The 22,708-nt window shown below is 72.0% G+C and carries 21 protein-coding genes and 2 pseudogenes; 11 read left to right on the top strand and 12 right to left on the bottom strand.

The genetic code is table 11. The features are described from left to right. Positions 1–17: 17 nt before the first annotated feature. Positions 18–518, bottom strand: coding sequence for a DUF6912 family protein (locus Phou_RS42650; RefSeq protein ID WP_173069342.1), 501 nt, complete (start codon positions 516–518; stop codon positions 18–20). 162 nt (positions 519–680) lie between these two features. Then, positions 681–992, bottom strand: coding sequence for a rhodanese-like domain-containing protein (locus tag Phou_RS42645; RefSeq protein ID WP_308784966.1), 312 nt, complete (start codon positions 990–992; stop codon positions 681–683). 93 nt (positions 993–1,085) lie between these two features. Between Phou_RS42645 and Phou_RS42640 the strand changes: the two genes are divergently transcribed. The 3 genes from Phou_RS42640 to Phou_RS42630 all read left to right on the top strand — a co-directional run bounded on the left by Phou_RS42640 (position 1,086) and on the right by Phou_RS42630 (position 2,508). Beyond that, positions 1,086–1,565 (top strand): Lrp/AsnC family transcriptional regulator, encoded by a 480-nt coding sequence (locus tag Phou_RS42640; RefSeq protein WP_173069339.1) that lies wholly within the window; start codon positions 1,086–1,088, stop codon positions 1,563–1,565. After that, complete coding sequence (locus Phou_RS42635) at positions 1,562–1,777, top strand: helix-turn-helix transcriptional regulator (protein WP_173069335.1); 216 nt, start codon at positions 1,562–1,564, stop codon at positions 1,775–1,777. The genes Phou_RS42640 and Phou_RS42635 overlap by 4 nt, the downstream gene beginning before the upstream one ends. 128 nt (positions 1,778–1,905) lie before the next feature. Next, complete coding sequence (locus tag Phou_RS42630) at positions 1,906–2,508, top strand: Rv3235 family protein (RefSeq protein WP_173069332.1); 603 nt, start codon at positions 1,906–1,908, stop codon at positions 2,506–2,508. A 480-nt stretch (positions 2,509–2,988) separates the two neighbouring features. Here Phou_RS42630 and secA read toward each other — a convergent pair whose 3' ends face one another. Continuing rightward, positions 2,989–5,862: a preprotein translocase subunit SecA gene (gene secA / locus Phou_RS42625; RefSeq protein WP_173069329.1), complete on the bottom strand. Its 2,874-nt coding sequence runs from the start codon at positions 5,860–5,862 to the stop codon at positions 2,989–2,991. A 161-nt stretch (positions 5,863–6,023) separates the two neighbouring features. Between secA and Phou_RS42620 the strand changes: the two genes are divergently transcribed. Both Phou_RS42620 and Phou_RS42615 read left to right on the top strand, forming a co-directional pair. Beyond that, positions 6,024–7,142 (top strand): GNAT family N-acetyltransferase, encoded by a 1,119-nt coding sequence (locus tag Phou_RS42620; protein ID WP_173069326.1) that lies wholly within the window; start codon positions 6,024–6,026, stop codon positions 7,140–7,142. Beyond that, positions 7,139–8,245 (top strand): GNAT family N-acetyltransferase, encoded by a 1,107-nt coding sequence (locus Phou_RS42615; RefSeq protein ID WP_173069323.1) that lies wholly within the window; start codon positions 7,139–7,141, stop codon positions 8,243–8,245. The genes Phou_RS42620 and Phou_RS42615 overlap by 4 nt, the downstream gene beginning before the upstream one ends. Here the strand turns inward: Phou_RS42615 and Phou_RS55900 are convergent. From Phou_RS55900 to mtrA, 7 genes and pseudogenes are all read right to left on the bottom strand, one after another. Further along, positions 8,218–8,418, bottom strand: a pseudogene (locus tag Phou_RS55900) (sigma 54 modulation/S30EA ribosomal C-terminal domain-containing protein); the annotation flags it as partial. The gene Phou_RS42615 and the pseudogene Phou_RS55900 sit on opposite strands and share 28 nt — an antisense overlap. Positions 8,419–8,492: 74 nt before the next feature. Then, positions 8,493–8,850, bottom strand: a pseudogene (gene hpf, locus Phou_RS55895) (ribosome hibernation-promoting factor, HPF/YfiA family); the annotation flags it as partial. A 249-nt stretch (positions 8,851–9,099) separates the two neighbouring features. Further along, on the bottom strand, positions 9,100–9,774 hold the full coding sequence (locus Phou_RS42605; protein WP_173071354.1) for a ComF family protein: 675 nt from the start codon (positions 9,772–9,774) through the stop codon (positions 9,100–9,102). A 32-nt stretch (positions 9,775–9,806) separates the two neighbouring features. After that, positions 9,807–10,310 carry an LpqB family beta-propeller domain-containing protein gene (locus Phou_RS42600; RefSeq protein ID WP_173069317.1) on the bottom strand — a complete coding sequence of 168 codons (504 nt, stop codon included), beginning with the start codon at positions 10,308–10,310 and terminating at the stop codon, positions 9,807–9,809. Continuing rightward, positions 10,307–11,668, bottom strand: a complete 1,362-nt coding sequence (locus Phou_RS42595) for a hypothetical protein (RefSeq protein ID WP_173069314.1) — start codon at positions 11,666–11,668, stop codon at positions 10,307–10,309. The genes Phou_RS42600 and Phou_RS42595 overlap by 4 nt, the downstream gene beginning before the upstream one ends. Continuing rightward, positions 11,665–13,296, bottom strand: coding sequence for an MtrAB system histidine kinase MtrB (mtrB, locus tag Phou_RS42590; RefSeq protein WP_371872278.1), 1,632 nt, complete (start codon positions 13,294–13,296; stop codon positions 11,665–11,667). The genes Phou_RS42595 and mtrB overlap by 4 nt, the downstream gene beginning before the upstream one ends. A gap of 57 nt (positions 13,297–13,353) precedes the next feature. Then, positions 13,354–14,043, bottom strand: a complete 690-nt coding sequence (mtrA, locus tag Phou_RS42585; protein WP_173069308.1) for an MtrAB system response regulator MtrA — start codon at positions 14,041–14,043, stop codon at positions 13,354–13,356. Between the two features lie 129 nt (positions 14,044–14,172). Between mtrA and Phou_RS42580 the strand changes: the two genes are divergently transcribed. From Phou_RS42580 to Phou_RS42560, 5 genes are read left to right on the top strand one after another with little or no spacing between them, the layout of a single operon-like run. Further along, positions 14,173–15,006: a hypothetical protein gene (locus Phou_RS42580; RefSeq protein WP_173069305.1), complete on the top strand. Its 834-nt coding sequence runs from the start codon at positions 14,173–14,175 to the stop codon at positions 15,004–15,006. After that, the gene (locus Phou_RS42575) at positions 15,003–15,587 is read left to right on the top strand and encodes a DUF4129 domain-containing protein (RefSeq protein ID WP_173069301.1); all 585 of its coding nucleotides are present in this window, start codon (positions 15,003–15,005) and stop codon (positions 15,585–15,587) included. The genes Phou_RS42580 and Phou_RS42575 overlap by 4 nt, the downstream gene beginning before the upstream one ends. After that, complete coding sequence (locus Phou_RS42570) at positions 15,584–16,867, top strand: DUF4350 domain-containing protein (RefSeq protein ID WP_173069298.1); 1,284 nt, start codon at positions 15,584–15,586, stop codon at positions 16,865–16,867. Before Phou_RS42575 ends, Phou_RS42570 begins: the two co-directional genes overlap by 4 nt. Continuing rightward, positions 16,864–17,832, top strand: coding sequence for an AAA family ATPase (locus Phou_RS42565; RefSeq protein WP_173069295.1), 969 nt, complete (start codon positions 16,864–16,866; stop codon positions 17,830–17,832). Before Phou_RS42570 ends, Phou_RS42565 begins: the two co-directional genes overlap by 4 nt. Continuing rightward, entirely contained in the window at positions 17,832–19,112 is a 1,281-nt protein-coding gene (locus Phou_RS42560; protein WP_173069292.1) for a DUF58 domain-containing protein, read from the top strand. Before Phou_RS42565 ends, Phou_RS42560 begins: the two co-directional genes overlap by 1 nt. 309 nt (positions 19,113–19,421) lie before the next feature. On the opposite strand, the gene Phou_RS42555 is transcribed toward Phou_RS42560, so the two are convergent. After that, entirely contained in the window at positions 19,422–20,390 is a 969-nt protein-coding gene (locus Phou_RS42555) for a stage II sporulation protein M (protein WP_173069289.1), read from the bottom strand. A 25-nt stretch (positions 20,391–20,415) separates the two neighbouring features. On the opposite strand from Phou_RS42555, the gene Phou_RS42550 reads away from it, so the two are divergent. After that, complete coding sequence (locus tag Phou_RS42550; protein WP_246274465.1) at positions 20,416–21,444, top strand: RDD family protein; 1,029 nt, start codon at positions 20,416–20,418, stop codon at positions 21,442–21,444. A gap of 3 nt (positions 21,445–21,447) precedes the next feature. On the opposite strand, the gene efeB is transcribed toward Phou_RS42550, so the two are convergent. After that, positions 21,448–22,698: an iron uptake transporter deferrochelatase/peroxidase subunit gene (efeB, locus tag Phou_RS42545; protein WP_173069282.1), complete on the bottom strand. Its 1,251-nt coding sequence runs from the start codon at positions 22,696–22,698 to the stop codon at positions 21,448–21,450. Positions 22,699–22,708 lie beyond the last annotated feature (10 nt).

Below are 22,708 nucleotides of genomic sequence, written 5' to 3'. Positions count from 1 at the left end.
CCGGTCGTCGTCTGGGCTTAGGCGATCGTCTCCAGCTCGCTCACGTCGTACCACTCGAGCTCGTGGTCCTCGGCGCCATCCACCGTGAACTGGGCGTCCGGGTCGCCGGCCAGCGCCTCCTCGACCACGTCCGCGGCGGCGGCGATGTCGTCGGCCGCGCCTTGGCCGTCGATGTGGATCGCGGCCACGGCGGCGAGCGGGACGGGAGCCGCCAGCCGCACCTCGCTCGAGCCCAGCTCGCGGTCTTCGCGGGTCACCGCGCCCGCCGGCAGGTCGGCCGAGATCACCACGCGCCGGCGGGGCGCGCCCGGGTCGTGGCGGAGCAGGCGGAGCGCGCCCTGTGCGGCGCGGGTGAACGCGACGTACTCCAGCTCCTCCTCGTCGCCCTCCGCGTACCACTCGCGGAGCGCGGGCGTCACGGCGTGTGCCTCCGCCCCGCTTATCTCACCCCGCTCGCGGAGCGCCGAGAGCATGGCAAGCGTCGCCGGGACATAGACCCGGATGAGCTGATCTGGCACGCGCGGACCCCCCGGGCCTCGACCCCCTTGTCGTAGATGTCCTACACCCTCCGGTTGATCAATGATGAACCGGGGCTGTCAGCGGGTCGACCGGCCGCGCTACCAGGCCGTCCGCGGTTTCCACGGCGAAGCCCTCGCGGATCCAGTACTCGATGCCGCCGATCATCTCCTTGACCTCGTACCCCGGCGGGCAAGCTCCAGCGCCGCCTTCGTGGCGCCGTCGCAGCCGGGACCCCAGCAGTACGTCACGACGGGACGCCCGCGGTCGAGGAGGCGGTCGCCGCGCACCGGGATCATCGCGCGCGGCAGGTGGACGGCGCCCGGGATGTGACCCTGCCGCCAGGCGGCCAGGTCGCGGGTGTCGACGAGCGTGAAGCCGGGGTCGCCGGCGGCCAGTGCCGCCTGGACGTCGGAAACATCGGTCTGGAACGCCAGCCGGGCTTCGAACCAGGCGACGGCTTGCTGGTTGGTCATGCATGAGACGGTACGGATCCGCGCTCAGTCGCTACACCGCCATCGCACGGCGCTGGGCTTCTAGAGCCGTCGTCTCGCCGGTACTGTCGGCGGATGGCAGTGGAATCACCGGCACTCGACGCCACCGACTGGCGGATCCTCGACGCGCTGCAGGGCGACGGGCGGATGAGCTTCGCCGACCTCGCCCGCGCCGTGGCGATGTCGCCCAGCGCGGTGGCCGAGCGGGTGCGGCGCCTTGAGGAGTCCGGCGTGATCACCGGCTACCGCGCCACGATCTCCCCGGAGCGCGTCGGCCTGTCGATCATGGCGTTCGTCCGCCTCCGGTACCCGACCGGCAACTACCGGCCGTTCCACGCGCTGCTCGACTCCACACCCGAGATCATCGAGGCCCACCATGTGACCGGCGAGGACTGCTTCGTACTGAAGGTGGTGGCCCGCTCGATGCGCCACCTGGAGGAGGTCGCCGGGCGGATCAGCGGCCTGGGCGCGGTCACGACCAGCGTGGTGTACTCGAGCCCACTCGCGAGCCGTACGGTGGACTCGCAAGCTGTCGATGGCAAACTGAAGCAGTGACCTCCCGCTTCCTGCTGCTGGCAGACGTGGCCGCCGAGCTCAACGTCTCGGATTCGCAGGTCTACCACCTGGTCCGCAGCGGCGACCTTCCCGCAATCAAGATCGGTGGGCGTGGCCAGTGGCGGGTGGAGAGGGCCAAGCTGGAGGAGTACATCCAGCGCATGTACACCGAGACCGCCGAGTGGATCCAGCAAAACCCGCTGGTCGAGTGAGCCCGTCGGCGGTTATCCACAGGTGGTGGGGGTGGCGTTGACGGCTGCTCGATGGGTGCCGGAAACTGATGGCTAACGGAGGCAAACAAAGGCAAACGCAAGATCTCTGGCCCTGATCGGGGTGTTGCATGATCGCGAAGGTTCGCCCTGCCATCCGGCTCCGGCCCGCTCCCGCGCTCGACCCGCCGTTCGACGACGAGGCCACGCCGCCGCTGCGCGACCAGCTCGCCCTCCAGCTCGACGGGGCCACCCGCCACCGGCGGCACGCCCCGATCCCGGTGCCACGCGTCCGCTCGGGCATCCCCACCCCGTCCGCCCCCGTGCCCACTTCCTCAGACGGCGCGGCGGCGCCACCGGCGCTTGCCGACGCGTCCGAGGAGACAAAGCGCGCCGCCCGCCGCTTCCTAGACGTCTGCCTGGAAATTCTCAACGGCTACCGTCCGGTCGCCCACATCCGCAACCTCACGGGGCACAACGCCTCCGCGGTCATCGAGCAGGTGGCCGCCTGCCTCGACCGCGCCGACGGCCTTCGCCGCGCCCACGACCCCGGCCGCAGCCTGCCCCGCGGCCACAGGTTCGTGATCGTGCGCCACCTGCGCGTCTGCGAGCCGAGAGCAGGTGTGGCCGAGGGCGCGGCGGCACTCGCGCTGTTCGGCCGCACGTGGGCGCTCGCCTTCCGCCTGGAGCGCAAGCGCGGCCGCTGGCACTGCGCCGCCGTCCGGCTGGTCTGACCCCTCACCGACTCCCACCGCGGGCCGCTCTGGGTCCCGCGCGTGCCCGACCCCCAGGGCGCTCATCTGCGTACGCGAGCGGTGGGCGCCCCGGGGCTCCATCATCGCGGTCCGCCGGCTTGCGTATCGGATGCGGTGGCCACTGGTCGCCCCTCCGCCGAGGTGCTTGCGGGCTGCCCGCCGACGTGGTTGCGGTTCCCTGGCGAGGCCGGGGCGGGAGTGCACGTCGGCCTTGAGGGAGGCGCCGGCTACATCGCTCTCGTCTGGACTATCGCGGCCGGCTGCGCCGCCCCCACCAGCCCGCCCCAGACCCCGTGGATGCACCTGGCCGCCGGCTGAGTCGCCCTGCCGGGGCCTCGGCGCGCGCCCAGCGACCAGCGCGCCGCGAAGGGCGTCGTCGGGTTGCGTGAGCCAGGCGCACGGCCCCCCACAAAGAGCGAGGGCCCCCGCAGTGCGGGAGCCCTCGCCGGTGCCGTTGCGTCAGGCGCCGCCGGCCGGGGCGCCGTGGCAGCGCTTGTACTTCTTGCCGGACCCGCACGGGCACGGCGCGTTGCGGGACGGGCCGGCGCTGGTCGACGCCTGGCTGGGCGACGGGGACGGGCGGCGGCCGCTCGCGCGGGGTGGGGTTGGACCGCCCAGGCCTAGGGCGGGCGCGGCGTCCTGCTGCTGCTCGATGAAGACCGCGCCGTCGCCGGCCGCGCCGTCGATTGTCGGTGCGGAGTACTGGAGCGGCTGCTGCGGGCGCTGGCGACCGAGGCCCTTGGCGCGGATCTCGACCGTCGCGTCGTCGGGCATCGGCAGCGGGGCCGGGCCGGACGCGGGGGCGGGTGCGGCCGGCGCCGCCTCCTCGACCTGGACCTCCAGGTTGTAGAGGAAGCCGACCGTCTCCTCCTTGATGCCGTCCATCATCGTGGCGAACATCGCGTAGCCCTCGCGCTGGTACTCGACCAGCGGGTCGCGCTGGGCGTACGCCCGCAGGCCCACGCCCTCCTGGAGGTAGTCCATCTCGTACAGGTGCTCGCGCCACTTGCGGTCGATCACCTGCAGCAGCACCATGCGCTCCAGCTGGCGGACGGCCTCGGTGCCCAGCTCCTGCTCACGCCGCTCGTACGCCGCGTGCGCGTCCTCCTTGAGGCGCGCCATCAGGAAGTCGGCGTCCAGGTTGTTGCGCTCGCCGCCGGCTTCCTCCTCGAGGTCTTCGATGGTGACGCCGACCGGGTACAGCTGCTTGAGGCTGGTCCAGAGCTGCTCGAGGTCCCAGTCTTCGGCGTAGCCCTCGGCGGTGGCACCCGTGACGTACGCCTCGATGACGTCGTCGATCATGTGGTTGACCTGGTCGCTGAGGTCTTCGCCGTCGAGCACGCGCTTGCGCTCGGCGTAGACCACCTGGCGCTGCTTGTTGAGCACCTCGTCGTACTTGAGGACGTTCTTACGGATCTCGGCGTTTTGGCCCTCGATCTGGCCCTGCGCGCTCTTGATCTGGCGAGTGACCATCTTGGACTCGATGGGCACGTCCTCGGGGATGTTGAAGCGCTCCATGACTGCCTCGACCGCACCCGCGCGGAAGCGGCGCATCAGCTCGTCCTGCAGCGACAGGTAGAAGCGGGACTCGCCCGGGTCGCCCTGCCGGCCGGAGCGGCCGCGCAGCTGGTTGTCGATGCGGCGCGAGTCGTGGCGCTCGGTGCCCAGCACGTACAGACCGCCGGCGGCCGCGACCTCCTCGGCCTCGTCGTCGCACGCCTGCTTCCACCGCGGGAGGATCTCCTCCAGCGCCTTCTGGTAGTCGTCTTCGTGCTCGACCGGGTCGAGGCCGCGCTGGTGCAGCTCGTTTGCCGCGAGGTGCTCGGGGTTGCCGCCGAGCAGGATGTCGGTACCGCGGCCGGCCATGTTGGTCGCGACCGTGACGCCGCCCTTGCGCCCGGCCTGCGCGATGATCTCGGCTTCCTTGGCGTGGTACTTCGCGTTGAGCACGGCGTGCGGGATGCCCCGCCGGCGCAGCATCTGCGACAGGATCTCGGAGTTTTCCACGGAGACCGTGCCGACAAGGACCGGCTGGCCGAGGGCGTGCCGCTCGGCGATGTCCTCGACGACCGCGTTGAACTTCGCCTTCTCGGTCTTGTAGATGACGTCCGGACGGTCGAGGCGGACCATCGGCCGGTGGGTCGGGATGCTGACGACGCCGACGTTGTACACCTTGTTGAACTCGCCGGCCTCGGTCTGCGCGGTACCGGTCATGCCGGCCAGCTTGTCGTACAGCCGGAAGTAGTTCTGCAGGGTGACCGTCGCGAGCGTCTGGTTTTCCTGCTTGATCTCGACGTGCTCCTTGGCCTCGATGGCCTGGTGCATGCCCTCGTTGTAGCGGCGGCCGTGCAGGATGCGGCCGGTGAACTCGTCGACGATCAGCACCTCGCCGTCGTTGACGATGTAGTCCTTGTCCCGCCGGTACAGCTCCTTCGCCTTGATGGCGTTGTTGAGGTAGCCGACGAGCGGCGTGTTGACCGACTCGTAGAGGTTGTCGATGCCGAGGCGGTCTTCGACCCGGGCGACGCCCCGCTCGGTGATGGCGACCGTGCGCTTGGCGTAGTCGACCTCGTAGTCGCCCTCGCCGTCCTTGCCGGGCTCGAGGCGGGCCACGACCGTGGCGAACTCCGAGTACCACCGGGCGGACTGCTCGGCCGGGCCGGAGATGATCAGCGGGGTGCGGGCCTCGTCGATCAGGATCGAGTCGACCTCGTCGACGATCGCGAAGTTGTGGCCGCGCTGCACGAGCTCGTCCCGCGACCAGGCCATGTTGTCGCGCAGGTAGTCGAAGCCGAACTCGTTGTTCGTGCCGTACGTGATGTCGCACTCGTACGCCGCGCGGTGCTCCGCCGAGGGGCGGTTGGGAAGGATCACGCCGACGCTCAGGCCGAGGAACCGGTGCACCCGGCCCATCCACTCGGCGTCGCGCTGTGCCAGGTAGTCGTTGACCGTGACCACGTGCACGCCCTTGCCGGAAAGGGCGTTCAGGTACGCCGGCAGGACACAGGTAAGGGTCTTGCCCTCACCGGTCTTCATCTCGGCGATGTTGCCGAAGTGCAGCGCGGCGCCGCCCATCACCTGGACGTCGTAATGCCGCTGGCCGAGCACCCGCGAGGCTGCCTCGCGGGCGGTCGCGAACGCCTCGGGGAGCAGGTCGTCGAGGGTCTCGCCGTCCTCGACGCGCTGCCGGTACTGATCGGTCAGCTCCCGCAGCTCAGCATCGGTGAGATCGGTGTACTCATCCTCGAGTGAGTTGACGGCGTTGGCGACCGCCTTGAGTCGCCGAAGCATGCGGCCTTCGCCGGCACGAAGGACCTTTTCCAAAATCGACACGGGTCAACGCTCCCCTTGGACAGTCTGCCGAACCATCGTAGGCGCACCTTCGGCGCAACTGTCAGCCACGTCTCCGGCGATCGCGCCAAAGCGGACATTTTGCCTCACAGGCAGTGCGTATTCGGTTATGCCCGCCGCGAACGGTACGGCAACATTGCCGCGTGGGGGCACAAGCGAACACCCAGCCGCAGATTAATGATCAAGGACTGATCCTCCGGCCGTGGCGGGTCGAGGACGCGGAGGCGGTTCACCGGGCGTGCCAGGATCCGGTGATCCAGCGATGGACCCGCGTGCCGTCGCCCTATCTGCCCACGCACGCCCGCTACTTCGTGACCCAGCACTCGGAGGCCGCGTGGCGCGAAGGTACCGGTGCGCCGTTCGCGGTCATCGACCCGGATACCGGTGAACTGCTCGGTTCCTGCGGGCTCGTCACGATCGACCGGGTGCTCGCCTCGGCGGAGGTCGGCTACTGGACCGCGCCGTGGGCCCGCGGTGCGGGAGTGGCCACCCGGGCGACCCGGGTGGTGTCGCGGTGGGCGTTCGAGTCGCTGGGCATGCGGCGGATCGTGTGGCAGGCCGCGGTCGGCAACCACGCCTCGCGGCTCGTCGCGCTCCGCGCCGGCTTCCGGGTCGACGGCTACCTGCGGATGGCCGAGGACGGCAGCAACGGCTGGGTCGGCGGGCTGCTCCCCGGCGACCCGATGGATCCCGTGATCGACGAGCAGACGGTGCGGCGGGCCCGCCTGTTCGGCGCGCCACAGCCGGTACTCCCGATGGGGGATGGCCTGCGGCTGCGGCCACCCGCGGCGCGCGACCTCGATGCGATCGTCGCCGCGTGCCGCGATCCGGAGAGCGCGCGCTGGACCACGGTGCCGGAGCCGTACGAGCGGGCGCACGCCGAGGGGTTCGTCGACACGGCGCCGGCGAAATGGGCACGTGGCGACGGCATGCGTTGCGCGGTCGCGGATCCCGGCGACGCGTGGTCGGGCTCGATCGAGCTGACCGTCTCGGCACAGGACCCCATGGTCGCCGAGGTCGGCTTCCTGGCGGCGCCCTGGGCGCGCGGCCGCGGGTACACGACGGCGGCCCTCACCACCCTGTGCGGATGGGCCTTCACGTCGCTCGGCCTGGCCCGCATCGTGTGGCGCGCGCAGGTGGGCAACGATGCGTCGCGGCGAGTCGCGGAGAAGGCCGGCTTCACGATCGAGGGTACGCAGCGCGACGCGCTCCCCTACCGTGGCGGACGGAAGGACGCCTGGGTGGGAGGTCTCGTCCCGTGATCGTCATTCACGCCGACGGCATACGGCTGCGCCAGTTTCGGGAGGCGGACGTCGACGACCTCGCCGCCGGGTACGAGGAGCCGAACGCGCACACCTACACGCGGGACGACGCGGCGCACTGGATCGCGTACGGCGCGCCGTCCGCGTGGGCAGCCGGCGGGGCGGCGTACGCCGTGACGGACCCCGCGACGGACCGCCTCGTCGGCGGCGTGAGTATCAACCGGATCGTGGCCGAGCGCAGCCAAGGTGAGATCGGCTACTGGGTCGCCCCGTGGGCCCGGCGCCGGGGAGTGGCCACCGCGGCGGCGCGGGCGCTGTCGGCGTGGGCGTTCGATCGCGGTTTCAGCCGCCTCGAACTGCTCACCGACCTCGCCAACGCGGCGAGCCAGCGGGTCGCGATAGCCGCCGGGTACCAGCGCGAGGGGATCCGCCGCAGCGGCGGGCAGGGCATCGCGGGGCGGTACGACCTCGTGGTCTGGGCCCGCCTCGCCGGTGACCCGCCCGAACCGACCCGGCGGCTGCTGCCCGACCTGCCCGGCGGCCTGCTCACCGACGGCACGGTCACCCTGCGACCCGTCGGTACGGGCGACGCCGCGTTTCTGCACTCGCTGCTTTCGCTGCCGGACGTGGCCGGCACCAGCGTGCCGCCGATCGTGCCCGACCGCGAGGAGGTCGACCTGCGGTGCGCCCGCTCCGAAGGGTGGTGGCTGGCGGGCGAGCGGGCCGACCTGGTCATCACGGACGCGCACACCGGCGCACCCGCGGGCACCATCGGCCTCTACTACGAGGAGCCGCGTACGGCCACCGCCGGCATCGGCTACGCGATGTTGCCGGCCTGGCGAGGTCGTGGCATGCCGACCCGTGCGGTGCGCCTGCTCTCCCGCTGGGCGGTCGAGTCGGCGGGCATCGGCCGGCTCACCGCGGGCACGCTTCCGGGCAACGCCGCGTCGCAGCGGGTGCTGGAGAAGGCCGGTTTCCGGCGGGAGGGCTACCTCCGCGGTCGGCTTCCCGGCATCTCCGGCACCCGCGTCGACGACGTCGTCTACGGCCTGCTGGCCGCGGACGTGGCGAGGGATCAGACCGCCAGGGTCATGATCCCGTAGTCGTAGCCCTTGCGCCGGTACACGACGCTCGGCCGACCGTTCTCCTTGTCGAGAAAGAGATAGAAGTCGTGCCCGACGAGCTCCATCTGGAAGAGCGCGTCATCAACGGTCATCGGCTCGCCCGGATGTTCCTTCTCCCGGACGATGTGCCAAGGCTGGTCGTCGTCGTACTCATCCATCGACGACTCGACGGCCGTGGCGGGCTTTGAACCGTTGGGCGCGGCTGCCGTGGATTCGTTGACCCACGAGGTGGGCAGGCCTGCCGTCGCAGCGGCGACGGAGACGGGAGTGTGGCGGCCGCGGTGCACCCGCCGCCGGTCGGCGGCGCGGCGCAATCTGGTGTCGAGCTTGGCGATCGCGGAGTCGAGTGCGCCGTAGAAGTCCTTGGCGCACGCCTCGGCCCGGATCACCGGTCCGCGCGTGTAGACGGTGATCTCCACACGCTGGCAGTAGTCCGACTGTCGCCGGTTTCTCTCGTGGAATAGTTCTACGTCGACTCGGATGAGCTTCTGGTCGTAGCGCTCGATCTTGGCGAGCTTGTCGCCTACATGTACGCGGTAGTGATCGGGCACTTCGACGTTGCGCCCCTTGACGACGATGTCCACGCGTGACCTCCCCCACGATGGTTCTGTGGTGACGTCACCGGCCCAGTGCCGGATGACGATGAAGGGATTTACGCCTCCTCTCCGGCTGCGAGGGCTAGGACGGTTGCGCCTGCCCTTCCGGCGGTTGAACCAATGCTCATACCCCGGTGAAGACGACGCTAACTCTTGTGCGCTCACTAGTCACCCCTCCTCCCAAGACCGTTTCGGGGAGATTCGCCCAGTTAGCACGATGGGGTGAAAAGAGCCCTACTACCCGTAACGCAACTGCGTGGCTGCAAGCACCGCAACACGATCCACTTGCACATCGACCATTTTCAACTCCCGGCTCACCGCGGCCAGAGTGACACCTGTGGTGACGATGTCGTCGACCACCACAACGGCCCTGCCGGCGGCCGCGCCGCGCAACGCGGCCACCCGCCCCGCGCGGATCCGGAAGGCCGACTCCGCCGCAACGGCCCGGGCGGTCGCGCCGAGCTCCGCCGAGTCCGGCCGGGGCAGCGCGCGTACCGGCATGGACACCGCCGTGGGCCAGCCCGCCCGCCGCAGGTGCCCCGCCGCACGGCGGGCCAGCCGCGCCATGTGGTCACCGTGGCGGTCCCGCGCGGCCTTCGCGGTGGCCGGCACCGGCACGAGGAGTACGCCACCTCGCGTGCCGCCAAGCGAAGCCGCCACCACGTCAGCCAGCAGTGCGCCCAGCGGTACCGCCAGGCCGTGCCGGCCGCGCTCCTTGTAGCCGAGCAGGACGTCGCGCAGCACCCCGTCGTACGCGCCGAGCGCCGTGCAGGGTGGCAGCCCGGGCGGCACGGGACTGGGTGCGGTCGGGCCGGGCCGCAGGCCCTCCAGCCCTACGGAGCAGGGCGTGCAGACGCCGTACCGCATCGGGACCCGCTCGGCGCCGCAGCCCGCGCAGGCGGCCGGCAGCACCAGATCGACGAGCCCCGCCCAGCCGGCCACGCTCAGTCCAGCAGGAAGAACGGCGCGGTCACGCGGGAAAGGTCGACCTCGCCTTCGGCGCCCATCACGTCGCTGGCCTCGATGCCCGGTTTGTCACCGGCGAGGTCGAAAGCCGCACCATCGCGGGAGTACATCACCGTCGACGAGACGCTCGCCGAAACCGGGTCGTCGGGGTACGCGACAAGGTGCTGCAGCTTGCCGCCGGTATCGCTGAACTGCGACTTTTCGACGGCGCCGTCGATGCTGACCTCCCAGACGGCCGGCTTGTCGTCCAGGCCTGTGCCCGCCACGACGAGCTTCGTCTCCTCACTCCAGTCGACAGCGGACACATCTCGCACAGTGGTCGGTACGAGGCGCGCGGTCTCCACCGCGACCTTGTCCTCGTCGCGGATGAGGGTGAGCGTGTACACCCGGCCCTTGGCCACGACGGCGATCCGCCGCCCGTCCGCCGCCGCGCTCACGTCGGTGATCTCCCCAACCACGCTCGACAGGTCGACCGGTGTCATGCCCCCTTCACCGTGAACTGGTACAAGCGCTTGTTGGCCACCACGAGCCCGATCCCGTCGTCCAGGGAGGCCTTGAGCCAGACCGGCCGGCCCATCGACGCGAACCCTTCGGTCTCCGCCGCCGGGTTGGCGCCGTCGCCGACGGCGCTGACCAGCCGCAGCTTGTACTCCCCGTTCTGCTGGAACACCAGCGCCGCGGAGGTGCGCAGGCCCTCCGTGCCGTCCTCGCGGGCCAGCGCGGCTTGCAGAATGCCCTCGTTGACGCCGTTGGAGAGGAGCATCCGCGGCAGCTGCTGGACGCCGCCACCCGGCGACTCCCGCAGCCGATGGATCTTTCCGTCGAGCAACGCGAACCGCTCCGGCTGCGCGTCCTCCTGCTCCGGCCCTTCGGGCACGCGGTTAGCGGCGTTGGCGCCGTAGAACTCGTCGTCCTTGAGGAAGATCAGGCTCCGCCCGCCGTCGATGGAGAGCCGGAGGCCCGTTTTGACATACGGTCGCAACGACCACAACAGCTGGCGGCCCAGCTTGGGCACCACGTCGCCGCCTTCGGCACCATTCGTCTGCTCCGCCGCCGCGGCGTTCAGCGCGACCTCGAGCTGGTCCTTCGGGTAGGGGACGTTCTGGTTGTTTCGCGCCTTGTCGCTGAGCTGGCTGACCGCCGGCTCGAGCCATGCGGAGGCACCGGCCACCACCCACTCGACGATCCGGGTGGGCCGTAGCCCTTCGTCGAGCTCCTTCGGCATGTAGCGCTCGTCGGGCAGGAGGGTCGCCCCGTCCTTGCTCCAGAAGTAGAGGGTGCGCGGCGTGAAGTACAGCTCCAGTGCCTCGGTGCTCATCAGCATGGGGTCCACGGGCGCCTTGGTCACGATGTACGAGTCCGTGCCCGACTCCGAACTCTGGATCGCGATCTCGAAGTCGTAGCTGGTCCTCTTGAGGTCCGCCTGCGCGACGGTGCCCCGCTCGTCGAGCACGCCGACCTGTACAACATCGATCGTGACCCGCCAGCTCCCCTGCTCCAGCTCGGTGAAGACCGGCGGCTTGCGCAGGCGGACCAAGTTGACCCCGGCGTCGGCGTCGACCTTGTCGGGACGGGCACTCTCCGTCATGTACGACAGGAAGCGTTCCGCCCGCTTGTTCGGCTCACCGGCCACCGCGGCCAGGAAGTTGGTCACGAACATTTCCTTGGTGGTCGCGGACTCGCGCGCCGGCGGGCCAGCGCCCGCGCCACCGGTCCTCGCCTCACCGAACTCGGGGCCGGGGCCGATGTCGCTTACCTTGCTCTCGTCGGGTATCCCGCACCCGGTCACGCCGACGGTCACGGCCACCGCGGCGGCGGCCAGGAAGGCACGCCTCCTCACGCGGTCACCTCCAGGCTCGCGGAGTGCGTCTCGACGGCGTGCCCGGGGACCGCGTCCGCCGGCACGAGCCGCAGCGGTGAGGAGGTCAACCGGTCGCCGGCCCGCACGGGCAGCGTCAGCCGGAACTGGGCACCCTGGCCCGGCGCGCCCCACGCCTCCAGCCAGCCGCCGTGCAGTCGCGCGTCCTCAAGACTGATCGACAGGCCCAGGCCGGTGCCGCCGGTCTGCCGGGCCCGGGACGGATCGGCGCGCCAGAACCGGTTGAACACAAGCTTTTCCTCTCCCGGGCGCAGGCCGATGCCGTGATCCCGCACGGTCACCGCGACGGCGGACTCGTCGGCGCCCAGCGCCACCGAGACCGGGCGGCCCTCGCTGTGCTCGACCGCGTTGCCGACGAGGTTGCGCAGAATCCGCTCGACCCGGCGCGGGTCAACCTCGGCGATCACCGCGTTTTCCGGGACCTTCAGCTCGACCGGCACGCCCGCTCGCGCGCTGACCCCGTCGAGCCGCTCGACGACCCGGCGCACCACCGGCACAAGATCGGTGGGCTCGGCGTCGAGCATGGCGAAGCCGGCGTCGAAGCGGCTGATCTCCAGCAGGTCGGTGAGCAGGCCCTCGAACCGGTCGAGCTCGGCCTGCAGCAGCTCAGCGGCCCGGGCGACCGCCGGGTCGAACTCGTCGCGCTCCGCGAAGATCAGATCGGCGGCCATCCGTACCGTCGTCAGCGGTGTGCGCAGCTCGTGGGAGACGTCCGAGGTGAACCGCCGCTGCAGCCGGGACATCTCCTCCAGCCGCACGATCTGGCGCTGGAGGTTTGTCGCCATCTGGTTGAACGAGGCGGCGAGCAGCGCGAGGTCGTCCTCACCGTGCACGGCCATCCGCTGGTCGAGCAGGCCGGCGGAGAGGCGCTGCGCTGTCCGGGCGGCCACCCGCACCGGCCGCACCACAAGCCGGGTGACGAGCGCGGAGAGCACGCCGAGCAGGATGACCAGCGCGGCGCCGGTGAGCAGCACCATCGTGCGGATCTGCCCGGCGGTCTGGTCTTCGGTCTTCAGCGGAACGATGTAGTAGAGCTCGACCTGCCCGAAGCCTGTGGGCACCGGCGATCCGGTCACCAGGTACTTGGTCGGGCCCGCCCCGAAGTCGTGCGTGCGGATCTGTGAGGAGACCCGGCGCTCACCGCCCACGCTGCGGGCGAGGTCTTCGCTGATCAGCGGGGTGGCGTCGAACGTCTGCGCGGTGTCCAGGTTGACGAACCTGCTCGCGGTGAGCACGACGATCGCGCCGCCCTGGTCCGGGCCGCCCCGGGAGAGGTAGCTGGCGATGTTTCTCATGCTGGTCTGCACCTGCTGGTCGAACTCCTGGCTGTAGCCGCCCAGCTGCTCAGCCGCGTAGTCGGTGTCGACCTGCAGCTGCTTGGCCGCCGCGTTTTTGGTGCGCTCGAGCAGGATGTTGGTGCTCTGGGTGGCCACCAGGTAGGCGAACGAGCTCACCAGCAGGCTCGACGTCACCAGCGTGATCGCCACCACGCGGAAGTGGAGCGAACGCCGCCAGGTGTGGTGCAGTGGCCCGGCCACCACCGCCCCCCGCCGCGCGGCTCGTCGCCACAGCTCGTGGGCAGCGGCCAGCGCCCGCGCACCCAGCGCGGTTACGGAGCGTGTATCGACAGCCACGGCGCCACCAGGCTATCCGGTGCCCGCCTTGTAGCCCACGCCGCGGACGGTCAGGATGATCTCCGGCCGCTCAGGATCCGGCTCGATCTTGGCGCGCAGGCGCTGGACGTGCACGTTGACCAGGCGGGTGTCGGCCGCGTGGCGGTAGCCCCACACCTGCTCCAGGAGCACCTCGCGGGTGAACACCTGGCGCGGCTTGCGGGCCAGCGCGACAAGCAGGTCGAACTCCAGCGGCGTGAGCTTGACCTCTTCGCCGTCGCGGCTCACCGTGTGCGCCGGCACGTCGATCGTGATCTGGTTGCCGGGTGGGCCGATCGTCAGCAGCTCGGGCGCCGCGTCCTCGCCCCGGCGCAGGCGGGCCCGCATCCGGGCCACGAGCTCCTTGGGCTTGAACGGCTTGACCACGTAGTCGTCGGCACCGGACTCCAGGCCGAGGACCACGTCGACGGTGTCGCTCTTGGCCGTCAACATCACGATCGGGATGCCGGACTCGCCGCGGATGGACCGACACACATCGATGCCGCTCATCCCCGGCAGCATCAGGTCGAGCAGCACGATGTCGGGGCGGTTTTCCCGGAAGGCGGCCAGTGCCCGCTCACCGTCGGCGACGAAGGACGGCAGAAAGCCCTCACTGCGCAGGACGATGCCGAGCATCTCGGCCAGCGCAGGATCGTCGTCGACAACCAGTACCCGTGCCCTCATGCGTTCAATATTCCACCTCGCGTCCGATCCATGGGACCGCCCTCACCAGGGGTTATGACAAATCGGGCGATCTAGCGGCGGAAACACTACGGGTTCGCCGGGGTAGCCGACCCGTGCCAGGATGGCGCAGTGCTGCTGCCGCTGCGCCCGCTCACCGTCGGCGAGCTGCTCGACGCCGCGGTGTCGCTGCTGCGCGTGCACGGGCGGGCGCTACTGCCCGTTGCGGTGGTGCTCGCGGCGATCGAGCAAGCCCTCCTCGCCCCGCTGCGCCTGCTCGCCGGCGTGGAGCCCCCGGCCTACCTGCCCGATTTTCCCCAGCTGCGGCACGTCGAGCTCTTCTGGCTCCTGCTCGCGGTCGGCGCGGCCACCGAGGTCACGATCATCGCGCTGCTCGGCGGGCTGACCGCCCGCGCGGCCGGCGCCGACCTGCTCGGCCACCGGCCGACGGCCCGGCAGCTGCTCAACCCCCGTGGCGGCCGCTTCGGCGCGGTGGCGGTGGTCGCGCTCGTGGCCGGGGCCTCGATGTTCGTCGCGGCCCTCGTCGGGCCGGCCTGGTTCGTGGTGTACGCGCTGTTCGGCCTCGCCGCGCCCGCCGTGGTGCTCGACCGGCTCGGGCCCGGCCGGGCGCTGTGGCGCTCGACGAAGCTCGCCTGCCGGGCCGGCCTGCGCGCCGCCGGCATCCGCACGCTGGGATACCTGGCCTGGCTCGCCATCCGGGTCGCCCTCGGCCTCGGCGGGTACGCGGCGCTCGACGCGCTCAGCCTCGGCGAGGCGGAGTGGACCGCGCCGATGAGCGCGCTCGCCTGGCTCCTTGTCAACACCGTGGCGTACCCGACGCTCGCCTGCCTCGACGCGGCGCTGCACCTGGAGACCCGCATGCGCACCGAGGGCCTGGACATCCTGCTCTCCCGTGCCGCCCGTCGCGGCCAGGTCAGCCCGGCCCTGCTGGGAGTGGTCCGTTGAGCCGGTGGTGGACCGAGGCCGTGGCGGCGTTCGGCGATGTGGTGCCCCTGCCCTTGGCGGCCCTCGGCCTGCTCGTGGCCGCGGCGCTGATCGGTGCCGGCTGGTACTGGTGGCCGCACTGGGTCCCGCGCCGTTTCCCCCAGCTGCGCATGCCCCGGATTCGCCTGCGGCGGCCGCGCTTTCGCTGGCCGTTCCGCCGCCGCAAGCGGGACACCACGCAGGAGCCGGTCCGTCCGGCGGCCGAGGGCATCGGCGACGAGCTGCCCGACCTGCCGGTGGTCGCGTTCGTCTCGCTCGCCGACCGGTTCGCGTCCGAGGGGCGGTACGCCGAGGCGGTCCGCGAACGGCTCCGGGCCATGGTGCGCGAGCTGATCGAACGGCAGGTGGTCGAGCACCGTCCAGGGTGGACTGTCACCGAGCTGGCCGGCGCGGCGGCGCGGGCCAAGCCGGTCGTCGACGCGCCGCTGCGCGCCGCCGGCGGCGTCTTCTCCGAGGTGTGGTACGCGGAGCACCCCGCCGGCGCGCAGCACGACGCGCGGATGCGGGAGCTGGCCGACCAGATGCACCGGGCGCTGTCATGAGGCGGTGGCACCGGTTTGCGATCCCGCTGGGCGTGGTGGTGCTGATCTTCACCGTGACCGGTGTGACGTACGCGGTGAACGAGCCCGACCCCGGCGACCCCGCGTTCCTCAGCCCGGTCAGCGGCGACGGCATCGGCGCGCGGAGGCTCGCCGAGGCGCTGGCCGCCCGGGGCGTGCAGGTGGAGCGGGAGACCCGCACCTCCGACGCGCTCGTCTCGGCGTACGAGGGCGACGCCACCCTCTTCGTCCCCGTGCCGCGGGTGGTGCACCCCGACTACCTCGACATGCTGCGCCTCATGCCACCGAGCACCCGCATCGTGCTTGTCGACCCGGCACGCCAGGTGCTGGAAGACGCCGCGATCCCGCTCGCACCGGGTGGCCGGCGCTGGGCGGCTCGGGCCGTGCCGCCCGGCTGCGCGGTGCAGGAGGCGCGTGAGGCCGGTACCGCGGCGGCGCTGCGCCAGCGGTACAAAGGCGAGGGCATCCGCTGCTACGGCGCCGGCGTCGTGCAGCTTGACCTGCAGCGGGCCGACCTCGTGGTGATCGGCGCGAGCGACCCGTTCCGCAACGACCGGATCGGCGAGCACGGCAACGCGGCGCTCGCCACCGGCCTGCTCGCGACGCGCCCCCGCGTGGTCTGGCTCGACCTGCACAAGCTGGAGCCGCCGCCGGGCGTCACCGACGAGCCCGGCTCGTCCAGCGGCGTGCCACCGTCGCTGGGCACCGACCCCCGCGGCGGTTCCGGCGAGGCCGACGGCGAAGGCGAGGGCTCGCGCGGCGGCGAGGGCGACGAGTCCAGCTCCGGCGGCTCGTCGGGCGATGAGTCGAGCAGCTCCTCGGCGTCGGACGAAGACAGCGAAAACCCGCTGTGGGACGCGTTTCCACAGTGGTTCTGGGCGTTGCTGATCCAGCTCGCGCTCGCCGTGGTACTGCTGGCGCTGTGGCGGGCCCGCCGGCTCGGCCCGCCGGTGACCGAGCCCCTGCCGGTTACCGTGCGGGCGGCGGAGACGGTGCACGGCCGGGGCCGCCTCTACCGGCGGGCGAAGGCGCGCGGGCCGACCGCGGACCTGCTCCGGGCGGCCGCGCGGGACCGGCTCGCGCAGCTGCTCACCCCCACCGCCGAGGTGTCGCTCGTGGACGCGACCGCCGCGGCGACCGGGCTGGACCGGGAGCAGGTCGAGGGCCTGCTGGACGGTCCCACCCCGGAAAGCGACGATGACCTCCGGCGCCTCCAGGCCGACCTGGACGCGCTTGTCGATGCCGTAAGGAGAGCACGGTGACCCTTCCCGCGGGATCCGACGATCCCCGCGCCGCCCTGCACCGGCTGCGCGCCGAGGTGGCCAAGGCGGTGGTCGGTCAGGACGCCATCGTGACCGGCCTGGTGATCGCCCTGTTGTGCCGCGGCCACGTGCTGCTGGAGGGCGTGCCTGGCGTGGCCAAGACGCTGCTGGTACGCACGATCGCCGCGGCTCTCGACCTGGACGCCAAGCGGCTGCAGTTCACCCCCGACCTGATGCCGGGCGACGTCACCGGCTCGCCGGTCTACGACCCGCGCAGCGCGGTGTTCGAGTTCCGCACCGGTCCGGTGTTCACCAACCTCCTGCTCGCCGACGAGATCAACCGCACGCCGCCGAAGACCCAGTCCGCCCTGCTCGAAGTGATGGAGGAGCGCCAGGTATCCGTCGACGGCATGCCCCGGCCGCTGCCCGAGCCGTTCATCGTGGCGGCCACCCAAAATCCGATCGAGTACGAGGGCACGTACCCGCTGCCGGAGGCGCAGCTCGACCGCTTCCTGCTCAAGCTGAGCGTGCCGCTGCCCACCCGCGACGAGGAGATCGGCGTACTGCGCGCGCACCACTCCGGCTTCGACCCGCGTGACCTGAAGGCGGCCGGCGTACAGCGGGTCGCCACCGCCGCCGACCTCGCCGCCGGGCGGGCCAGCGTGCAGCGGGTGGGTGTGGCCGACCAGGTGATGGCGTACATCGTGGACCTCTGCCGGGGCACCCGCACCTCACCCTCGCTGGAGTTGGGCGCCTCCCCTCGCGGCGGCACCGCGCTGCTGGTCACCGCGAAGGCGTGGGCCTGGCTGGCGGGGCGCGACTACGTCACCCCCGACGACATCAAGGCGGTCGCCCGGGCCACGCTGCGCCACCGGGTGCGCCTGCGGCCGGAGGCCGAGCTCGAAGGCGTGACCGCGGACGCGGTGCTCGACTCTGTGCTCGCGACAGTGCCGACGCCACGCTGATGGTCACCGGCCGCGCCGCCCTGCTGATGGCCCTCGCCGCCGCGACGCTCCCGCTGTGGCCGTCGCCGTGGCTGGGGCTGGCGGTGCTCGCCGGAGGCATCCTCGTACTGTCCACCGTGGACTTCATGCTCGCCGCCCCGCTCCGCGAGGTCGAGGTGAGCCGCGAGGGCGCGCGGACGGTTCGCTCGGGCGAGACCGCCACGGTTTCGCTGCGGGTGGCAAACCGCTCGCAGCGCGTGCTGCACGCCGACATCCGCGACGCCTGGGTCCCCTCGGCCGGCGCCACTCCCGCCACGCACGAGGTTGTGGTGGAGCCGGGCAGCGCGGTGACGCTGGAGACCTCGCTGACGCCGAGCCGCCGCGGCGACCGGCCGGCGGTGCGGCTGACCCTCCGCTCGTACGGACCGCTGCGCCTCGCCTTCCGCCAGCGCGCCGGCCGCCCCGCGACACCACAGTGGACACTCCGCGTGCTGCCGCGCTTCGACTCGCGGCGCTTCCTGCCCGAGAAGACGGCCCGCCTGCGCACGCTCGAGGGCTCGACGGTCACCCGGGGACGCGGGCAGGGCACCGAGTTCGACGCCCTCCGCGAGTACGTCATCGGCGACGACGTGCGCTCCATCGACTGGCGGGCCAGCGCACGCCGCTCCGACGTGCTCGTACGCACGTGGCGCCCGGAGCGCGACCGGCGCGTGGTGTGCGTACTCGACACCGGCCGCACCTCCGCGGTGCTGGCCGGCGCCGAACCCCGCCTCGACGCGGCCATCGACGCCGCACTCCTGCTCGCCGCACTGGCCCTACGCGCCGGTGACCAGGTCGACCTGCTGGCCGTCGACACCGCCGTACGCGCCACCGTCTCAGGCGGCCGCCACGTGCTGCTGCCCCGCCTGGTCAACGCGCTGGCGCCCCTCCAACCGTCCCTTGTGGAGACCGACTTCGAGCTGGTGGTAGGCGAGGTCCTCCGGCGCGAACGCAAGCGCGCGCTGGTCGTCCTCTTCACCGCCCTGGAGCCAGGCGCCCTGGGCGACGGCCTCCTGCCGGTCCTCCCCCGCCTGGCCACCCGCCACAAGGTGCTGGTCGCGGCCGTACACGACCCGCTACTCGCCGAAGCACAGGGCGACCCATACCTGGCCGCCGCCGCGCTCCGCACCCTCAACGAACGCGACCGCGTCCGCAACGCCCTGACCCGCCACGGCGTGGAGGTGCTCGACGCGCCGATCGACACCTTCGCCTCACGCGTCGCCGACACCTACCTGGCGCTCAAACAGGCCGGCAAACTCTAGGCGGCTGATATACCCCGGTCCGCGCCACCTGCGGACCGCATGCTCCCGCGGGCACCGCTCCGGCCGGCGGCTCGCCAGCGCTCGCCGAAACCCCGACCTCCGCTGCCACCCCCGCAGGCCAAGCGGGCAGGCGCAGGGGTTGTGCCACCGCGGAGGGTGAGGCCGCGGGAGCAACGGTCCGGACCACCGCGGACATCGCGGTAGCTCAAATCTGTCGAAATCGCCCCTTTGGGCGGCCGATTCCAGCCAGGCCGCGGCCAGCGGACGCATTGCTGCGCCCAGCTCCGGAAACTCCCGCGGCCGGATTCGCTACGTCGCCTGGGCGGCGCGTTCCCGCTCGCGCGCCCTGGCCGCGCTGCCGAGGATCACCACGTAGCCGAGGAAGGCCAGCCAGACCGCGGCGCCGATGCCGATGCGGAAAACGGCTGGCAGGGGCGACGGGGTGACGAATGCCTCGATCACGGCCGAGACCGCGAAGAGGCCGACGAGGCCGACTGCCACGAGCATGCCGTCGCGGGCGGCGTCGACCACGGCGCGGCCGCGGGTGCGGTTGGGGCCTGGCGCGATCCATGACCACCCGATGCGCAGGCCGACGCCGGCTGCCACGTAGATGCCGGTCAGCTCCAGCAGGCCGTGCGGCGTGATCAGGCTGAAGAAGAGGTCGCCGCGGCCGTAGGAGATCATCACGCCGCCGACCACGCCGATGTTGAGGGCGTTGTTCCACAGCAGCCAGAGGACGGGCACGATCAGGACGCCGGAGGCCAGGCACTGTGCGGCCAGCCAGGCGTTGTGTGTCCACAGGTGGAACGCGAAGGTTGGGGGCAGGAACTCCGTGTAGTAGCCGGCGAACTCGGACGCCACAAGGTCTTCTGCGGCGTCCTCGCCGATGAAGGCCGCAGCGCTCTCCGGGTGGCCGGCCACCCACCACATGAGAAAGCCGGTGAGCAGGGTGAACGACACCGCGACGCCGGACCACCACGGCCAGGCGCGGTAGACGGCGAGTGGGAAGCCCTCGGTGAAGTACCGGCCGACCTCCCGCCAGGAGAGGCGGCTGCCGCCGGTGATGGTGGCGCGGGCGGCGAGCACGAGCCGCGACAGTCGTGCCACGAGCGCCGGGTCGGGCGAGCGGCTGCGGACCACCGACAGGTGCGTGGCGGCCCGCTGGTAGAGCGCCACGAGCTCGTCCACCTCGGCCGCGCTCAGTCGCCGGCCGCGGGACAGTTGCTCCAGCCTCCGCCACTCGGCGTCGTGCTCGGCGACGTACGCGTCGAGGTCCACGCCCGACATGGTGTTCACTTGTCGGGTGAGCGCGCAAGTCCACGCCCCGTCGGGCGCCGCGGGCGTCCTCGTCAGTGGCGAGGCGGTCGAGGTCGAGGTACGCGTGGCCCGGGTCGGTTCCCGGGTCCTCGCGCTGCTGGTCGACATCGCCGTCCAGCTGATGCTCGCCGTCGCGCTGCTGGTCATCGCGGCGATGGTGCTGTCCACGGCGCCGGTGGTCGACGCGGCGTTGGAGGGGGCGCTGTTCACTCTCGGTGCGGTGCTCGTGCTCGTGGGTTATCCGACGCTCTGCGAGACGTTCAACGGCGGGCGCACCGTCGGCAAGCTCGCGGTCGGCCTCCGGGTCGTGCGGGACGACGGCGGGCCGGTGCGCTTCCGCCACGCGCTCACCCGCAGCCTCGTCGGCGTCGCGGTGGAGTGGCCGGGCCTCGTCCTGCCGCTGGTCACGTGGGTCGCCAGCCTCGCCACGATGCTGGCCAACCCGCGCGGCAAGCGCCTCGGCGACCTGGCGGCCGGCACGATGGTGATCCACGATCGCACGCCCGCCGCGTGGGGCTGGGTGCCGGGCATGCCGCCGCCGCTGGCCGGCTGGGCGTCCACACTCGACCTGACCGGGCTCGACGACGACCTCGCGCTTGCCGTGCGGCACTTCCTGGCCCGCGGCCACGGCCTGTCCGAGCCGGAGCGCAGCCGCCTCGGGCAGTCGCTCGCCGCCGAGATCCTGGCGCGCACCACACCGCCACCGCCGCCGGGCGTGCCGGGCTGGGCGTACCTCGCGGCCGTGCTCGCCGAGCGTCACCGCCGGGCAGCCCACCGCCTCGCCCGCGCCCGCGCGGCCACCGCGGCGCTCTGGCCGGGGCTCGCGGTGCCGTCCCGGCCGGCGACGCTGCTCACCCGGCCGCCGGTGCCGGTGCCGCCGGGCGCGCCGCACGAATGGCCGAGCCACGCCTGGCCGCGCCCGCCGTGGCTGGGTCCGACCGCCGAGCAGCCGGACTGGACCGGCATGCGCCGCCCGCCGGTCGCCAGCACGCTGCGCCAGGCAACGCCCGACTGAGCCTCAGCCGAAGAGCGCGCGCCCCCAGAAGTCGCCCTTTTCCCGCACGCCGGCCGGGCAGGCGAAAAGGCCACTGGAGACGTGCCGGATGTACTCGTTCATCACGTCGTTGCGGGCCAGCGCCATCTGCACGGGCACGAACTGCTTGTGCGGGTCCCTCTGGTACGAGATGAAGAACAGCCCCGCGTTGAGCCTGCCCAGCCCGTCCGAGCCGTCGACGAAGTTGTAGCCGCGCCGCAGCAGGCGGGCGCCGTTGTTGTGGTCCGGGTGGGCGAGCCGGACGTGCGCCACCTCCCCGATGGCGGGCGCGCCGTCGGCGCCCTTGACAGCGAAGTCCAGCTCGTCGAACTCGTCCTTGAGGCCCAGCGGCGCTCCCGTGCCCTTGGCCCGCCCGACGATCGCCTCCTGCTCCACGAGCGAGGTGCGGTCCCAGGTCTCGATGAGCATCCGGATCTTGCGGGTGACCGCGTACGAACCACCCTCCATCCAGGACGGTCCGTCACCCGGCTGCACCCACAGGTGTTCGCGGAGCAGCGCCTCCTCCTCGGCCTTGAGGTTGGCGGTGCCGTCCTTGAAGCCGAAGAGGTTGCGCGGCGTGGCCTGGCTGGTGGAGGTCGAGGAGGTACGCCCGAAGCCGAGCTGCGACCACCGCACGCTGACCGTGCCGAAGCCGATGCGGGCGAGGTTGCGGATCGCGTGCACGGCCACCTGCGGGTCGTTGGCGCACGCCTGGACGCACAGGTCGCCGCCGGAGATCTTCGCGTCCAGCGCGTCGCCGGGGAAGCGCGGCAGGTCGGCCAGCGCGGCCGGGCGCTGGGCCGCGAGTCCGAAGCGGTCGACGCCATCCGCGTTGCGGAAGAGCGAAGGACCGAAGCCGACCGTCAGCGTGAGCCCGGACGGCGGCAGCCCCAGCGCCTCACCCGTGTCGTCCGGCGGCGCCTCGGGGATGCCGTCGACCGCGCCGATCAGCCCCGCGTCCTTGCCCGCGGTCATCCGCGCGGCCGCCTCGGTCCACTCCCGCAGCATCTCGACCAGCCGGGCGCGGTCCTTCGTCACCACGTCGAACGCCACGAAGTGCAGCCGATCCTGCGCCGGCGTCACGATGCCGGCCTGCCGCTCCCCGTAGAAGTCGACCGCGCCCGACGTGCCCGCGGTGGCCGGGTGGTCCTCCCGCAGCAGCGCGGCGGCACCCGCGGCCGCACCCGCGCCGACCACCCCGAAGCCCGCGAGGGCGATGGCTCTACGCCGGTTCACCACGTCACCC

It is taken from the genome of Phytohabitans houttuyneae (assembly GCF_011764425.1).
Taxonomy (GTDB): domain Bacteria; phylum Actinomycetota; class Actinomycetes; order Mycobacteriales; family Micromonosporaceae; genus Phytohabitans; species Phytohabitans houttuyneae.
The sequence above is the reverse complement of the archived record's forward strand: the minus strand, read 5'-3'. Positions and strand labels throughout refer to the sequence as shown.

Bases quoted from the DNA above. Each gene is read 5' to 3' on its own strand.
- Phou_RS42645 (WP_308784966.1), bottom strand. From the start codon at position 992: ATGACCAACCAGCAAGCCGTCGCCTGGTTCGAAGCCCGGCTGGCGTTC.
- mtrA (WP_173069308.1), bottom strand. From the start codon at position 14,043: ATGAGGGCACGGGTACTGGTTGTCGACGACGATCCTGCGCTGGCCGAG.
- Phou_RS42560 (WP_173069292.1), top strand. From the start codon at position 17,832: ATGGTCACCGGCCGCGCCGCCCTGCTGATGGCCCTCGCCGCCGCGACG.
- Phou_RS42570 (WP_173069298.1), top strand. From the start codon at position 15,584: ATGAGGCGGTGGCACCGGTTTGCGATCCCGCTGGGCGTGGTGGTGCTG.
- Phou_RS42600 (WP_173069317.1), bottom strand. From the start codon at position 10,310: ATGACACCGGTCGACCTGTCGAGCGTGGTTGGGGAGATCACCGACGTG.
- Phou_RS42630 (WP_173069332.1), top strand. From the start codon at position 1,906: ATGATCGCGAAGGTTCGCCCTGCCATCCGGCTCCGGCCCGCTCCCGCG.
- Phou_RS42640 (WP_173069339.1), top strand. From the start codon at position 1,086: ATGGCAGTGGAATCACCGGCACTCGACGCCACCGACTGGCGGATCCTC.